The 14,376-nt window shown below is 74.2% G+C and carries 12 protein-coding genes; 5 read left to right on the forward strand and 7 right to left on the reverse strand.

The genetic code is table 11. The annotated features are described in order from the left end of the window. Window positions 1-29: 29 nt before the first annotated feature. Window positions 30-740 (reverse strand): NUDIX hydrolase, encoded by a 711-nt coding sequence (locus V3T34_RS12735; RefSeq protein ID WP_305076459.1) that lies wholly within the window; start codon window positions 738-740, stop codon window positions 30-32. After that, window positions 737-1,639, reverse strand: coding sequence for a PhzF family phenazine biosynthesis protein (locus tag V3T34_RS12740; RefSeq protein WP_060845405.1), 903 nt, complete (start codon window positions 1,637-1,639; stop codon window positions 737-739). The genes V3T34_RS12735 and V3T34_RS12740 overlap by 4 nt, the downstream gene beginning before the upstream one ends. A 149-nt stretch (window positions 1,640-1,788) precedes the next feature. Here V3T34_RS12740 and V3T34_RS12745 point away from each other — a divergent pair, with 149 nt between their 5' ends. Then, window positions 1,789-2,793, forward strand: coding sequence for a DUF2891 domain-containing protein (locus tag V3T34_RS12745; protein ID WP_305076458.1), 1,005 nt, complete (start codon window positions 1,789-1,791; stop codon window positions 2,791-2,793). A gap of 4 nt (window positions 2,794-2,797) precedes the next feature. Here V3T34_RS12745 and pdxY read toward each other — a convergent pair whose 3' ends face one another. Next, window positions 2,798-3,646, reverse strand: a complete 849-nt coding sequence (gene pdxY, locus V3T34_RS12750) for a pyridoxal kinase PdxY (protein ID WP_060845407.1) — start codon at window positions 3,644-3,646, stop codon at window positions 2,798-2,800. Window positions 3,647-3,857: 211 nt separating this feature from the next. Between pdxY and V3T34_RS12755 the strand changes: the two genes are divergently transcribed. Together V3T34_RS12755 and V3T34_RS12760 are read left to right on the forward strand one after the other, a co-directional pair. Then, window positions 3,858-4,382, forward strand: a complete 525-nt coding sequence (locus V3T34_RS12755) for a DedA family protein (protein WP_060845408.1) — start codon at window positions 3,858-3,860, stop codon at window positions 4,380-4,382. 372 nt (window positions 4,383-4,754) lie between these two features. After that, window positions 4,755-5,522, forward strand: coding sequence for an EAL domain-containing protein (locus V3T34_RS12760; RefSeq protein WP_305076457.1), 768 nt, complete (start codon window positions 4,755-4,757; stop codon window positions 5,520-5,522). A 3-nt stretch (window positions 5,523-5,525) separates the two neighbouring features. Here the strand turns inward: V3T34_RS12760 and V3T34_RS12765 are convergent, their stop codons facing one another. Beyond that, on the reverse strand, window positions 5,526-8,960 hold the full coding sequence (locus V3T34_RS12765) for a DEAD/DEAH box helicase (protein WP_305076456.1): 3,435 nt from the start codon (window positions 8,958-8,960) through the stop codon (window positions 5,526-5,528). Window positions 8,961-9,158: 198 nt separating this feature from the next. On the opposite strand from V3T34_RS12765, the gene V3T34_RS12770 reads away from it, so the two are divergent. Next, window positions 9,159-10,628: a phospholipase D-like domain-containing protein gene (locus V3T34_RS12770; RefSeq protein WP_305076455.1), complete on the forward strand. Its 1,470-nt coding sequence runs from the start codon at window positions 9,159-9,161 to the stop codon at window positions 10,626-10,628. Here the strand turns inward: V3T34_RS12770 and V3T34_RS12775 are convergent. The 3 genes from V3T34_RS12775 to V3T34_RS12785 form a co-directional block, all read right to left on the reverse strand. Next, window positions 10,582-11,598 carry a lysylphosphatidylglycerol synthase transmembrane domain-containing protein gene (locus V3T34_RS12775; protein ID WP_305076454.1) on the reverse strand — a complete coding sequence of 339 codons (1,017 nt, stop codon included), beginning with the start codon at window positions 11,596-11,598 and terminating at the stop codon, window positions 10,582-10,584. The genes V3T34_RS12770 and V3T34_RS12775 overlap by 47 nt on opposite strands. Next, window positions 11,595-12,362 (reverse strand): endonuclease/exonuclease/phosphatase family protein, encoded by a 768-nt coding sequence (locus tag V3T34_RS12780; RefSeq protein ID WP_060845411.1) that lies wholly within the window; start codon window positions 12,360-12,362, stop codon window positions 11,595-11,597. The genes V3T34_RS12775 and V3T34_RS12780 overlap by 4 nt, the downstream gene beginning before the upstream one ends. Before the next feature lie 93 nt (window positions 12,363-12,455). Beyond that, window positions 12,456-13,250, reverse strand: a complete 795-nt coding sequence (locus V3T34_RS12785) for an SDR family NAD(P)-dependent oxidoreductase (protein WP_060845412.1) — start codon at window positions 13,248-13,250, stop codon at window positions 12,456-12,458. A 108-nt stretch (window positions 13,251-13,358) separates the two neighbouring features. Between V3T34_RS12785 and V3T34_RS12790 the strand changes: the two genes are divergently transcribed. Next, window positions 13,359-14,255 (forward strand): LysR substrate-binding domain-containing protein, encoded by an 897-nt coding sequence (locus V3T34_RS12790; RefSeq protein ID WP_060845413.1) that lies wholly within the window; start codon window positions 13,359-13,361, stop codon window positions 14,253-14,255. Window positions 14,256-14,376: the final 121 nt, after the last annotated feature.

Below are 14,376 nucleotides of genomic sequence, written 5' to 3' on the forward strand. Positions count from 1 at the left end.
CCGTGTCAGGTCTTGTTCCCGCGACGCGCTCAGGCGGTCCCCGCCAGCACGGCCTCGAGGTAGTGCCGCGCGAAGCCCGGCATCCGGGCGGGGTCGAGATCCGCTTCCGTGCGCACGGCGACGATGCCGGACAGTTCCGGCTCCGCCTCGGCGGCGAGGTGGGCGGCGATCCGCGCCCGCACCTGCGCCTCGTCCTCGGCGAGCGGCACCGGGCGCAGGAGCGCCATCAGGCCGCCGTCGCGCACGATCACCCAGCCGGGCTCGGGCCCCTCCGGGGCGACGAGGCCGGTCTCCTCCCGCAACTCGCGCAGCGCGCTCGCCGCGAGGTCGACCCGGCCGTCGGGGGCGATGTCGGTCGGGTCCGGGGTGCCGCAGGGGAAGTAGACCCGCCCGGCGGCGGCGGTGTGCGGGCCCATCTCGCCGAGCAGGAAGGCGCCGTCCCGGGTGCGCGGCACCGCCGCCGCGAAGACGTTGAGGACCTCCCCGTCCGGGAACCCCCAGTCCTTCAGGGCGAGGAGGGCGGCGAACTCGGCCTCGAACAGGTCGAGGTCCAGAACTCCGTCGGCGAGCGTCCAGCGCCGCAGCAGCAGAACGGTGCCGTTGAACATCGCCGGGCGGGCCGCCCGGCGGCGCTCCCAATGCGCCGCGATGGCCGCCCGGTTGTCGCGGGCCCAGGCCCAGTCGTGCGCGACCATCCGGGCCGCGACCGCGCGGGCCGGCGTGAGGCTGACGCCGGTCACAGGTGCAGCACGCCCTCGGAGACCAGGACGGCGCCACCGCCGATCTCCGCCGCCCGCAGGGCGCCGTCCTCGATCGTGAGCTGGAGCAGGATCTCGCTCGGCCGGCCCATCTCGAACCCTTGCGCGATGCGGAGGTCGTGGGTGCCGCTCCCCAGGGGCTCGAACTGCATCAGGGCGCCGGCGAAGGCCGCCACCGCCCCGCCGGTCGCCGGGTCCTCGACGATGCCGGCGGCGGGCGCGAACATCCGGGCCCGGAAGTCGTGAGCGGGATCCCCGGTCTCGCCGGTATAGAGAAACACCTTGGCGCCGGGCCCGAGGGCCTCGGCCAGGGAGGCGGCGCTCGCCCGCGCCCGCGCGAGGGCGTCGAGGTTGCGCACCGGCACGAGGTGGAACGGCGTGCCGGCGCTGTAGCGGCTCGGCCGGTGGCGGGCGAATCCGATCTCGGCGGGCGACAGGCCGAGCGCCCCGGCGAGCGCCGTGGCGTCCGGCTCCTCGCCCCAGCTCTCCGGCAGGCGCGGCAGGCGAAAGCGCGCCCGGCCGCGCCCCTCGCCGGCCTCGACGACGCAGGGCACCACGCCGACCTCTTCCTCGAGCCCGAACGCCACCGCGTCGGCGACCTCCGCCCGCTCGTCGCTGAGCGCGAGCAGCACCGCGGTACCGACGGTCGGGTGGCCGGCGAAGGCGAGTTCCTGGGTGGGCGTGAAGATCCGCAGCCGTGCCCGGTGCCGGCTCTCGGCGGGCGGCATCACGAACACCGTCTCCGACAGGTTGAACTCCCGGGCGATGGCCTGCATCGCGGCCTCGTCCAGCCCCTCGGCGTCGAGCACGACCGCCAGCGGATTGCCGGCGAGCGCGGTCTCGGTGAACACGTCCAGGGTGGCGTAGCGGCGTGCGGGCATTGGACCATCCATCCGTCTGGCGGCATGGCGCGAGGCAGCACGGATCGGGGGGAGGGCGCAAGGGGAAGGCGCAAGGTCTGACGGCCGGAGATGATGCGCCGCCCCCGGATGGTGTAGGCGTGCGGGACGATCCGCCGGAGCGCCCTGCCATGCCCCAAGCCCTCACCCCCGAGACCGGCGCCCGCTTCGCCGCGCTCACCCTCGGCCACGTCACCCGGGAATACCCGAACAAGCCCGACCACACCCTGGCGGGCCCCGAGGACGCGCGCACGCCGGCCGCCCTGCACCCGGTGTTCCACGGCAGCTTCGACTGGCATTCCTGCGTCCACGGCTACTGGCTGCTCGCGCGGGTGCTGCGGCTCTTCCCCGAGGGACCGCAGGCCCCCGCGATCCGCGCCCTGTTCGACCGGCAGCTGACGCCCGAGAAGGTCGCGGGCGAGTGCGCCTACCTGGAGGCCCCGACCGCGCGGGGCTTCAAGCGGCCCTACGGCTGGGCCTGGGCGCTGAAGCTCGCCGACGAGCTGGCGCGCCTGCCCGAGCCGCGCTGGGCGCGGGCGCTCGCCCCGATGGCGGAGATCTTCGCCCGGCGCTTCCGGGACTTCCTGCCGCTCTCGCCCTACCCGGTTCGGGTCGGCACGCATTTCAACACCGCCTTCGGGCTGCGCATGGCGGCGGATTACGCCGACGGGACCGGGGACACGGCGCTGACCGACCTCCTGCGCGCCACCGCCCTGCGCTGGTACGGCGAGGATGCCGACTGCCCGGCCTGGGGCGAGCCGAGCGGCGACGACTTCCTGTCCTCCGCGCTGATCGAGGCCGAGTGCCTGCGCCGCCTGCTGCCAGCCGACGCGTTCGCGCCCTGGTTCGACCGCTTCCTGCCGCGCCTCGCCGAAAGCCGGCCCGAGACCCTGTTTCGGCCGGCCACCGTCACCGACCGCAGCGACGGCAAGATCGCCCATCTCGACGGGCTCAACCTCAGCCGGGCCTGGTGCCTGCGGGCGCTCGCCGGTGCGCTGCCGGACGGCGACCCGCGGAGTCCGGTCCTGCACGAGGCGGCCGAGGCGCACCTCGCCGCCGCCCTGCCGCACCTCGCCGACGACTACATGGGCGAGCACTGGCTCGCGAGCTTCGCGCTCCTGGCGCTGGAGGCGTGATCGCTCACACCGCCTCGACCGGGAAGGTGCGGCTCGGGGCCACGAACTCCTCCTGCGCCGCGACCGTCAGGATCTCGCGGGCGCCGGCCTCCTCGGTGCGCCGCAAGAGGCCGAAGATCGAGGCGGCGGAGGCGCCGAGCGCCTCCCCGGCCGAGCGGGTGCGGGCGTAGTGCACCAGGAACAGGGCGGCGGTGGCGTCGCCCGCGCCGTTGACGCCGAGCGAGAGCCGCGGCGTGCGCAGGCGCCAGAACCGGCCGGCCTCGCCGGCCAGCATGTCGATGCTGTCCCCGGGCGTCTCCTCGGTGTGGAGCGAGGTCACCAGCACCACCTTCGGGCCGCTCGCCTGCACGGCGGCGACGGCCGCCTTCGCGTCGGCCAGCGTCCGGGTCTCGATCCCGCTCAAGTAATCGAGCTCGAACTGGTTGGGGGTGATGATGTCGGCCGCCGGCACGGCATGGTCGCGCATGAATTCCGGGATGCCGGGCCGCACGAACACGCCGCGGCCGACATCGCCGATCACCGGGTCGCAGCAATAGAGGGCCGCGGGGTTGGCCGCCCGCACCCGCTCGACCGCCCTGAGGATCGCGGTGCCGATATCGGCCGAGCCCATGTAGCCCGACAGCACCCCGTCGCAGGTCGGCAGCACCCCGCGCTCGGCGATGCCCTCGACCAGCTCCTCGATCGCCGGCCCGTCGAACACCCGGCCGCGCCAGGCGCCGTAGCCGGTGTGATTGGAGAACTGCACCGTGTGCACGGCCCAGACCTCGACCCCGAGGCGCTGCATCGGGAAGACCGCCGAGGCGTTGCCGACATGGCCGTAGGCGACGTGGGACTGGATCGACAGGACGTTCATCGCGACGCGGGACCCTCGCAGGGGCGCCCTCGGCCGGGGCCGGGGCGCGAGGCCCGCACGATCCCTGGATCGGGCCCTCCTGGCAACCGCCCCGAGCGGGGGGATTTACCCAGCGCTCACCGTGCCGGGCCGAGAGGGCTCGGCAGGGCGGAACGTCCTCGTGGGCTCGCGACTTGTCCCGGCTGCCCGTTCCCTCAAGGTCAAGGTTCCGATGGACTTCGAGAGCTTGCGCACCACGGTGCTCGATTTCGTGCGCGACCACCAGGCCTGGGCGCCGGTGATCACCGGGATCATCGCCTTCTGCGAATCCCTGGCGGTGCTCTCGCTCCTGGTGCCGGCGACCGTGATCCTGATCGGCATCGGGGCGCTGATCGGCTCGGGCGCGATCCCGTTCCTGCCGGTGATGGTGGGCGCGGCGATCGGGGCGATCCTGGGGGACTGGGTCTCCTACGAGGTCGGCCGCTACTACAAGGACGGCGCCAAGCGGATGTGGCCGCTCGGCCGCTACCCCGAGATGGTGCAGAAGGGCGAGGCGTTCTGCCAGCGCTGGGGCGCCTGGGCGATCGTCGTCGGCCGCTTCATCGGCCCGGCCCGGGCGGTGGTGCCGCTCATCGCCGGCGTGGCCCTGCTGCCGCGGCTGCCGTTCTGGCTCGCCAACGTCTCCTCGGCCTTCCTGTGGGCCTTCGTCTGGCTCGCCCCGGGCGCCGGGCTGATCGACTGGCTGCGGCGCGCCTGACGCAGGGAACGGCGGCACCGGAGGACGGATCCCGCTTGCAACGACCTTGCCGATCGTCCGGACAATGACGGGGCATGCGGATCGCGACATCGATTCTTAGGACGACATCGCCCAAACCACGTCCGAGGATGAGCGAGAGAGACGACCCGGCGACCGGAAATGTCCGATCCGATGCCGCCCCGCCCGTTGCCGGGATCTCCGCTGCCGCGCCGGCCGGGGGATCCGGGCCACGACGTGTCGGAGCCCGCGCCGCGTGACCTCGCCTCGGCTCCTCACGAAACAGATCGTCGAATCCCGCCCGGGAGCCACCGGTTTTACCTTACATGAAGATAACCCCGGTAGGGTATCTACCGGCGGGTCCGGAGCAGTACGATGACCGAGCGGAGCGGATGTGGGCAATGCCGGAGCGGTGAACCGCTTCCCTTCGCCTTCACGATGGCCTTTCACCCCATCGTCGACATCGAGAGGAACGAGATCTGGGGTTACGAGGCGCTGGTGCGCGGCACCGAGGGCCAGGGCGCCGGTTACATCCTCGGCCAGGTCAACGACGACAACCGCTACCGCTTCGACCAGGCCTGCCGCACCAAGGCGATCGAGCTGGCCGGCGGGCTGTTTCCGGCCGGCGACGTGCGGCTGTCGATCAACTTCCTGCCGAACGCCGTCTACGAGCCGGCGGCCTGCATCCGGGCGACGCTCGAGGCGGCGCGGCGGATCGGGTTCTCGCACCGGCGGATCATGTTCGAGTTCACCGAGAACGAGCGCATGACCGACGTCGCCCACGTCCAGCGCATCGTCGCCGATTACCGCCAGCGCGGCTTCCTCACCGCGCTCGACGATTTCGGCGCCGGCTACGCGGGCCTCGGCCTGCTGGCCCGGTTCCAGCCCGACCTGATCAAGCTCGACATGGAGCTGATCCGCGGCATCGCCGATTCCCCGGCGCGCCGCGCGATCGTGTCGGGCGTGATCGGCATCGCCCGGACCCTCGGCGTCGCGGTGATCGCCGAGGGGATCGAGACGGAGGGCGAGCTTTCCGCCCTGCGGGAGGCCGGCATCACCCTGTTCCAGGGCTACCTGTTCGCCCGGCCCGCGGTGGCGGCCCTGCCGGAGCTGAGCCCGGCGGGGATGCAGCAGGCGGCGTGAGGCTCACGCCTCCAGGAGCGCGTCGATGTCGGCCGGCGTCAGCGCGCTCGTCGGGGTGCCGTCGTGGTCGAACAAAGCCTCGGCGAGCGCGCTCTTGCGGGCCTTGAGCGCCTCCATCTTCTCCTCAATGCTGCGCGCCGCGACGAGCCGGTGGACGAAGACCGGCTTGTCCTGGCCGATGCGGTGGGCGCGGTCGATCGCCTGGGCCTCCACCGCCGGGTTCCACCACGGGTCGTACAGGATCACCGTGTCGGCGCCGGTGAGGTTGAGGCCGGTGCCGCCGGCCTTGAGGCTGATCAGGAAGACCGGAACCTCGCCGGCCTCGAAGCGGGCGAGCACCGCCTCGCGCTTGCGGGTGCGCCCGGTCAGTTCGGCATGCGCGATGCCGGCCGCCGCCAGGCGCGGCTTGATCAGGTCGAGCATCGCGGTGAACTGCGAGAACACCAGCACCCGGCGCCCCTCGGCGACCAGCGCCTCGAGCAGCTCCTCCAGCCGTTCGAGCTTGGCCGAGGCGGCCTCGGCCGCGTGGTCGAGCTTCAGCAGGCGCGGGTCGCAGCAGGCCTGGCGCAGCTTGAGCAGGGCGTCGAGGACGACGATCCGGCTGCGCTCCCAGCCCTTGGCGGCGATCGCCTCGCGCACCCGGGCGTGCATCGCTAGGCGGATCGACTCGTAGAGGGCGCGCTGGGCCTCGCCCATCTCGACCTCCTCGGTGATCTCGGTCTTGGCCGGCAGGTCGCGGGCGACCTCCTCCTTGGTCCGGCGCAGCAGGAACGGCCGGATCCGCCGCGCCAGCAGCCGGCCGCGCTCGGCGTCGCCGTGCTTCTCGATCGGCGTGCGCCAGTCCCGCGCGAAGGTCCGGCGCTCGCCGAGGAGCCCCGGGCAGGCGAAGGAGAACAGCGACCAGAGCTCCGCCAGGTTGTTTTCCAGCGGCGTGCCCGAGAGGCAGAACCGGTGCCGGGCGGCGAGCGAGCGGATGATCTGGGTCGTCGCCGCGTCCGGGTTCTTGATCGTCTGGGCCTCGTCGAGGACCAGGAGGTGCCACTCCTGCGCGCCGAGCACCGCCTGGTCGCGGGCGACGAGGGGATAGGTGGTGAGCACGAGGTCGTGTTGGGGAATCGCGTCGAAATGCTCCCGGCGGCCGAGCCCGTGCAGGACCAGCACCGCGAGGCCGGGGGCGAAGCGCTCCGCCTCCCGGCGCCAGTTCGCCATCAGGCTCGTCGGCGCGACCACGAGGGCCGGCCGGTCGAGGCGCCCCTCGGCCTTCTCGCGGGCGATCAGCGCCAGCGCCTGGACGGTCTTGCCCAGCCCCATGTCGTCGGCGAGGATCCCGCCGAGGCCGGCCTCGCGCAGGAAGGCGAGCCAGGACAACCCCTCGGCCTGGTAGGGCCGCAGCTGCGCGCGGAAGCTCTCCGGCGGGGCGACCGGCGGGATGCCGCCCTCGGCGAGCAGCCGCCGGCCCATGGCGCGCAGGGCCTCGCCGCCGCGCCAGGCCACCCTCGCGGCCTGGCTCGCCCGCTCCAACGCCGCGATCGTGGCGGCGTCGACGAGGCCGAGCCTCAGGCGCCCGCCCTCGCCGGAGCCGCCCAGGCTCAGTTCGCGCAGGGCGAGCAGGATCGGCTTGAGCCGGGCCGCCGGCAGCGCCAGCACCCGCCCGTCGGGCAGCGGCACCATCACGGGCTCGGGCGAGGCCTCGTCGAGCGCCTCGATCGAGAAGTCGGGCCGGGCCAGCAGCGCGGCCACCGGCTCGGCGAGGGGGATGCGCTCGCCCTCGACCTCGATCCCCAGATCGAGTTCGAGCCAGTCGATCCCGGTGCTCTCGCGGATCGCGAACTCGACCGCCGCATCCGGGCGCAGCACCCGGTTGCGGAAGCTGCGATCGGCGCCGATCTCGAACCCCTCCGCCGCGAGGGCCGGCAGCGCCTCGGCCTGGATCGCGGTCCAGGCCTCCTCGCCGGCATCGGGCAGGAAGTCCCGGGCATGGGCCTGGTGCTGGGCGTGGCCGAGGGCCAGGGGCGTGCGGCGCTCCTGGAGCGGCGACAGGCCGTGGGCGAGGAGCCGCGCCACCGCCCGCTGCTCGGCCCGGGCGTCGCGCTCCACGACGTGGAGCCGCCCGCCGGCGAGCTTGCTCGGCCGCTGCCGCGGGTCGCCGAACGGCACCGCCACCGGACCGTAGCGGAACGAGAGCGCCGCGAGGCGCACCGGCACCGGCGGCCGGCCGTAGAAATACGGTGCCGGCGCCTCGATCTGGAACAGGCGCAGCACCGGCACCGGCGGCGTGTCGACGATTCGCTCCCGCGGCGGCTCCGGCAGGCGCAGGGCGAGGCCGGGCACCGCCGCGGCCAGCGCCGCGTTGAGCGCCTGCGCCGAGGCCGCGGGCACGGCCGGCGCCGCCAGGAGGGCGGCGGCGAGGTGGGGCGGCATCCCGACCTCGATCGGCCCGACGAGCCCGGCCTCCGGGTCGAGATAGGCCGGCGGCTGGGCGGCGAGCGCCAGGACCGTCGCATCGTCCGTCGCTTCGCAGATCTCTTGGTCTGTCCCTCGGCCCGTGCCGTCCCCGTCCGCGAGGCGCGGGTGGGGCGTCAGGGTCTCCTCGCCCTCGACCCAGTCGATCCGGCCGGGCCGGGGCGGGCCCGCCGCCAGGGCCGGTCCCAGCACGGTCCCGAACCGGGCCCGGCCGGTCGCCAGGACCCGCTCCAGGATCTCGGCGCCGGTGCGATCGAGCAGCGGATAGGCCGGCGGCGCCTCGCCCTCGGCCTCGCGCTCCCGCCCGGCGAGGGCCTTGAGGATGCGCAGATCCGATGGGCGCAGGTAGGCACTCGGGGTCGCCGCGTGGACGACGCCGTAGGGTTCGACCGGGCGGGCCTTGGCCGATAGCGCCCCGCTCTTCAGGATCCGGGCCTGCATCGGCGCGATGCCGAGGCGGGAGGCCGTACCGCCGCGGCCGGGCAGGGCCAGGAGGACGTAGATCAGGCGCCGGTCGATCTCGGGCGGAAACGCCTCGCTGCCGGTCCGGCGGGCGCGGTCGAGGCTCTGGATCCAGCGTTCCAGCTCCTCCGGCAGGGCCTCGGGGTCGGCGCAGTCCCGGAGCTGGAGCAGCCGGGCCGCCCGCGTCTCGGGGGTCGGCGGGGGCGGGGGGCGCAGGGCGGTGCCCCGGAACGCCCCGAGCAGCACCGCCGCGACGTGCCGGCAATTGGTGCGGTCCCGGCAGGTGCAGAGCCCGCGGATGACGGTATCGCGGCCCGTCCTCTCGATCTCGATCGAGACGTTGTACACTGTCTTTCCGCTGCGGCTCTCGACGTCGCCCTCGAGGTAGCCGTCCCCGTCCGTCTCGACGTCGAGCACCTGGCCGTTCGCCAGGTCGCCCGCGCCGTCGTGGAAGGAGGCGTGCCCGCAGTTGCGCAGGATGTCGCGTTCGGTGAATGAGAGCGTCCTGCGCATCGAAACGGTGATCGCCTCCGGCCTGCCGACGGCAAAGGTAGGGAGGCGGGCCGGCGCTGGGAACCGGGGGGCGGCCGGGCAGGCGGAATCGCCCGTGGGCGGCCGGCATGCGGAACGGATGGCTCCGCTTGCCGTTCCGGCACTCGACACCGTTTGGCGTGCAGGAGGGAACGAGCGTCTCATGACCGGACAGGCCCGATGAGCGACGAGCACCCCGTGACCGGCGAACCCGCGGCCCTCGCGCCCGCGCGCGAGACCCTGTTTCAGCCCGGCCGCACCTGCTGGTGCGTGGCGCGGGCCGAGCGGGTCGCCGTGATGGTCGATTCCGCCGAGTATTTCGCCCGGCTGGAGGAGGCCCTGCGCCAGGCGCAATCCTCGATCCTGATCGTCGGCTGGGACTTCGACGGGCGCATCCGCCTGCGCCACGACGCGTCCCCGGAGGAATCGCCCCCGCTCGGGCCGCTCCTGCGCGACCTCGCGGCGCGGCGGCCGGACCTCCAGGTGCGGGTGCTGGTCTGGAGCGTCGCCACCCTGCACGGGCCGGGCGCGGCTCTGCCGCTCCTGTTCGGGGCCGAGTGGGAATCCCATCCGCGGGTCGAGCTGCGCCTCGACACCCATCACCCGCTCTACGCCGCCCACCACCAGAAGCTCGTCTGCATCGACGACCGCATCGCGTTTGCGGGCGGCATCGACCTGACGGTCGGGCGCTGGGACACCCCGGCCCACGAAGCCGGCGACCCCTTGCGCACGAACCCCGACGGGGAACTCTATCCGCCGGTCCACGACCTGCAGATGGCGGTGGACGGCGAGGCCGCGGCGCGGCTCGGCGAGATCGCCCGCGAGCGCTGGCGCGCCGCGACCGGCGAGGTGCTGGAGCCCGTGCGCGGCGCCGCGCCGGTCTGGCCGCCGGATCTGGCGCCGCTCTTCACCGACATGCCCGTCGCCGTCGCCCGCACCATGCCGCTCCAGGGCGACGAGCCCTCGATCGAGGAGGCGGCGGCGCTCACCGCCGCGTCGCTCGCCGCCGCGCGGAAGACCCTCTACCTCGAGGCGCAGTACCTCACCGCCGACTTCGTCGCCGACGCGCTCGCCGCCCACCTCACGGCGGAGGAGGGGCCGGAGATCGTCGTGGTGATCACGCGCCGCTCGCACAACTTCACCGAGCGCGTCGCCATGGGCACGCCGCGCGACCGGGTGCTGCGCCGCCTGCGCGCGGTCGACCGCTTCGGGCGCCTGCTCGTCGCCTACCCGGTGGTGCCGGGTGCGCAGGGCGCCGACGAGACCGACGAGGCCGGGGATTGCGAGATCGAGGTCCACGCCAAGCTCGTCATCGTCGACGACGGGTTCCTGCGCATCGGCTCCTCGAACCTCAACAACCGCTCGGTCGCACTCGACACCGAGTGCGACCTCGCGGTCGAGGCCCGGACCCCCGAGGAGCGCCGGGCGATTCTGTCCTTGCGCGACCGCTTGGCGGCCGAGCATCTGGGCGTCGCGCCCGAGGTGCTGGCGGAGGCCGCCGAGCGGGACGGCCTGATCGCGGCGATCCGGCGCCACATGGGCGGTCCCCGCAGCCTGCGGGTCTGCGAGGTGCCGGAGGAGGAGGGCCTGCTCGACCCCCTGGTCAGCTCCGAGCTGCTCGACCCCGAGCGGCCGTTCGGGACGGGGTAGCGGCGCCCGCCCTCCCCGCATCCCGCCACCGGAACACCGCCTCGGTCGCCGCGAAGGCGACGAGGCCGAGCGCCAGCGGGATCAGGAAGTAGATGCACCGGAAGGCGATCAGCGGGCCGATGACGTCGGTCTTCGGCAGCAGGTGCACGACCACGCTCTCGATCACCCCGACGCCGCCGGGGACGTGGGTGATGAGCACCGCCGCGTTGGCGATGACGAAGACCGAGGCGACGGCGAGGTAGCCGACGTCGGAGACCGCCATGAGCACCTGGTGCAGGCAGGCCGAGACCAGGGCGAAGTTGACGGCCCCCAGGGCCACCTGCGCGGCGGCGAGCGGCAGCGGCGGCATCTCGATCGACCAGCGCCGGAAGGTGAGCGGCTTGCGCCACCAGGCGGCGAGGCCGAGATAGCCCGCGACGAAAGCCGCGCAGGCCAGCCCCGCCGCCAGGACGGCGCCGGTGCCGAGCCCCGTCACCTCCCGGGCGAGGCCCGGATGGACCAGCACCGCGACTGCGCCGAGCGCCATCAGGCCGACCGCCACGGTGACGCCGCAGAACAGGACCGCCTTGGCGACGTCCGCGGTGCCGAGCCCCCAGCGGGTGTAGAAGCGGTAGCGGATCGCCCCGCTGCTCAGGCCCGCGAACCCGATGCTGTGGCCGAGCGAGAGGCTGATGAAGGCGGCGAGCGCCACCCGCCGGTAGGGCAGGGGCGTGCCGGCGGCGCGCAAGGCCAGCCAGTCGATGCCGGTGAGGCAGAGATAGCTCGCGGCGGCAAAGCCTCCGGCCGCGAGGAGCCGGCTCGCCGGCACGGCCCGCACCGCATCGACGAGCTGGCCCGGGCTGTAGCCGGACAGCGTGCGGTAGAGCAGGTAGCCGCCGAGCACGACGCTGACGAGCGTGGCGAGGATGGTCCAGAACCGGCGCCGACCGGAGGTCTTGTCGCGCGTGTCGTGGTCGTGTGGGGTCGTCACGCGGGTTCCTCCCGGAGCGCGGTGTGGCGGGGCGCGACGGCGGGCGCGAGGTCGAGGTCGGCGACGAGGGGCAGGTGGTCGGAGGCGGTCCGGGCGAGCCGGCCCTGGACCCGGCGCACCTCCCGCACCGCGACGCCGCGGCTGACGAAGACGTGGTCGATGCGCAGGAGCGGCAGGCGGGCCGGGAAGGTCGGCCGGGCCCAGGCCCGGCGGACGCTGCCCTCCGCGTCGGGCACGCGCTCCGAGAGGCGGCGGTGGACGGCCGAGCCCGGCAGGGCGTTGAAGTCGCCGAGCAGCACCACGGGATCGCGGCAGGCCGGATCGCCGAGGAAGCGCGGGCCGAGGAGCGCGTCGGTCTGCGCCGCCCGCTCGTGCCGGCCGAGGCCGAGATGGGTCGTGACGACCTGCACCTCGGCGTCTCCGACGGCGACGGCCGCCCAGAGCGCGCCGCGCGGCTCGCGGCCGGCCCGTTCCGGCAGCCCCTCCGCCCGCACCAGCCGGCAGGGGAGGGCGGTCAGGATCGCGTCGCCGTAGAGCTCCTCCATCACCCGCAGCGCCGGGTGGAAGTGCGAGCGCATCCCGAGCCGGGCGGCGATCGCCTCCGCCTGGTCGATCCCGCCGGAGCGGGCGCGCCCGACATCGAGCTCCTGGAGCGCCACCACGTCGGCCCGGCAGGCGGCGATCACCGCGGCGATGCGCGCCGGGTCGATGCGGCCGTCGCCGCCGAGGCAGCGGCGGACGTTGTAGGTGAGGACGCGGAGCAACCGGGCGGGGCCTTCCGTAGCGGGCATTCCCCTCAACGGCCGAGCCTGCACCCGGTTTCGCCGGTACGGCCACGCTTTACGCCGCGGGCGTGCTCAGGCGATGGTCGGCACGATCCCGCCCTCGACCCGCAGGCTCGCGCCGTTGGTGGCGGCGGCGAGCGGGCTCGCCAGGTAGGCGACGAGGCCGGCGATCTCGTCGGGCTCGATCATCCGGGCGAGCAGCGAGAGCGGGCGGTGGACCCGGAAGAATTCTTCTTCGAGCGCCGCCGCCGGGGCGTCCGGATCGGAGGCGACGCTCTTCAGGAAGTCGACGATGCCCTCCGAGCGGGTCGGGCCGGGCAGCACGGAATTCACCGTCACGCCGGTGCCCCGCGTGCGCTGCGCCAGGCCCCGCGCGATGGTGAGCTGGGCGGTCTTCGACACCGCGTAGTGCAGCATGTCGGGCGGCGGCACGAGGCCGGATTCGCTCGACACGAACACGATCCGTCCGGAGTTCCGCGCCAGCATGCCGGGGAAGTAGGCCTGGGCGAGCCGCGCCCCCGAGACCACGTTGACCTCGAACAGGCGGTGCCAGTCCGCGTCGGTGATCGCCTCGAAGGCCTTCGATTCGTAGATGCCGAGGTTGTTGACGAGGATGTCCACCTCCGGCACCGCCGCGATCAGCGCCGCCGCGCCCTCGGCGGTCGCCGGGTCGGCCTGCACCGTGCGGGGCGGCGTCGCGCCGGGCTCGGCCGCGATCGATCGCGCCGCCGCGTCGAGCTTGTCCCGGTTGCGGCCGGGCAGCACCACCGTGGCGCCCTCCGCCGCCAGGCGGCGGGCGATGGCGAGCCCGATGCCCGCGGTGGCACCGGTGACGAGGGCGGTCCGGCCGCCGATCCTGAGGTCCATGGCTGTGGTCTCCGTGCAAGGAGACCCCGAGATGACGATGCCGGCGATTGATGACCAGCGCGCGGGCCGGCACGATACTCGTGCATCGGACGCACCAATGGACCGGCCATGGACAACCGCCTGGGCGAGATGGAGGCCTTCGTCGAGGTGGCGCGGCGCGCCAGCTTCGCGGCCGCCGCCAAGGCGCTGCGGCGCACGCCCTCGGCGGTGAGCCGGGCGGTGGCGCGGCTGGAGGCGCGCCTCGGCGTCGCCCTGATCCGGCGCACCACCCGGTCGATGACCCTGACGCCGGAGGGCGAGCTCTACCTGCGCCGGGCCGCCGAGCTGATCGCCGAGTTCGCCGCGATCGAGGACGGGTTCGGCCGCGAGGCCGCGGTGCCGACCGGCCTCCTGCGGGTCAACGCCTCGGTGCCGTTCGGCACGAAGGTGATCCTGCCGGTGCTGCCGCGCTTCCTCGCCGAGCATCCCAGGATGCGGGTCGACCTCGCCCTCACCGACGACGTGGTCGATCTCGTCGAGGCCCGGGCCGACGTGGCGATCCGCATCGGCCCCTTGCGCGACACGAGCCTGCGGGCCAGGCGCCTCGGCCGCAGCCGCCTCGCGGTGGTGGCCTCGCCGGCCTATCTCGCGCGGGCCGGCACGCCCGCCCATCCGGACGCCCTCGCCGACCACAACTGCCTCGCCTTCAGCTTCCGCCGCTCCCTCGACACCTGGCCGTTCCTCGTCGACGGGGCGGTGTCGCAGCGGCCGGTGCGCGGCAACTTCCTGGGCAATTCCGGCGAGGTGGTGCGGCGGATGGCGCTCGGCGGGGCGGGGCTCGCCCGCCTCGCCCGCTTCCACGTCGAGGACGATCTCCTGGCCGGCCGCCTCGTGCCGGTGCTGGAAGCCTTCAGCCCCGGCGACGCCGAGGACATCCACGCGCTCTATGCCGGGCAGGAGCGGCTGTCCCGGCGCATCCGCTGCTTCGTCGATTTCCTCGCCGCGCACGCCGCCCTGCGGGACTGACCGGCGGCGACCGCCGCGGACGCGGGGTCAAGGAATCGGGACGCCCGATCATGGAACCGGTCGGGTTGGCGCGGCACAACGCTTGCTCCATCCGGGGGACCCCCCTGCTGCCGCCTTGCCG

Origin of the sequence: Methylobacterium ajmalii (genome assembly GCF_036448855.1) — a bacterium.
Taxonomy (GTDB): domain Bacteria; phylum Pseudomonadota; class Alphaproteobacteria; order Rhizobiales; family Beijerinckiaceae; genus Methylobacterium; species Methylobacterium ajmalii.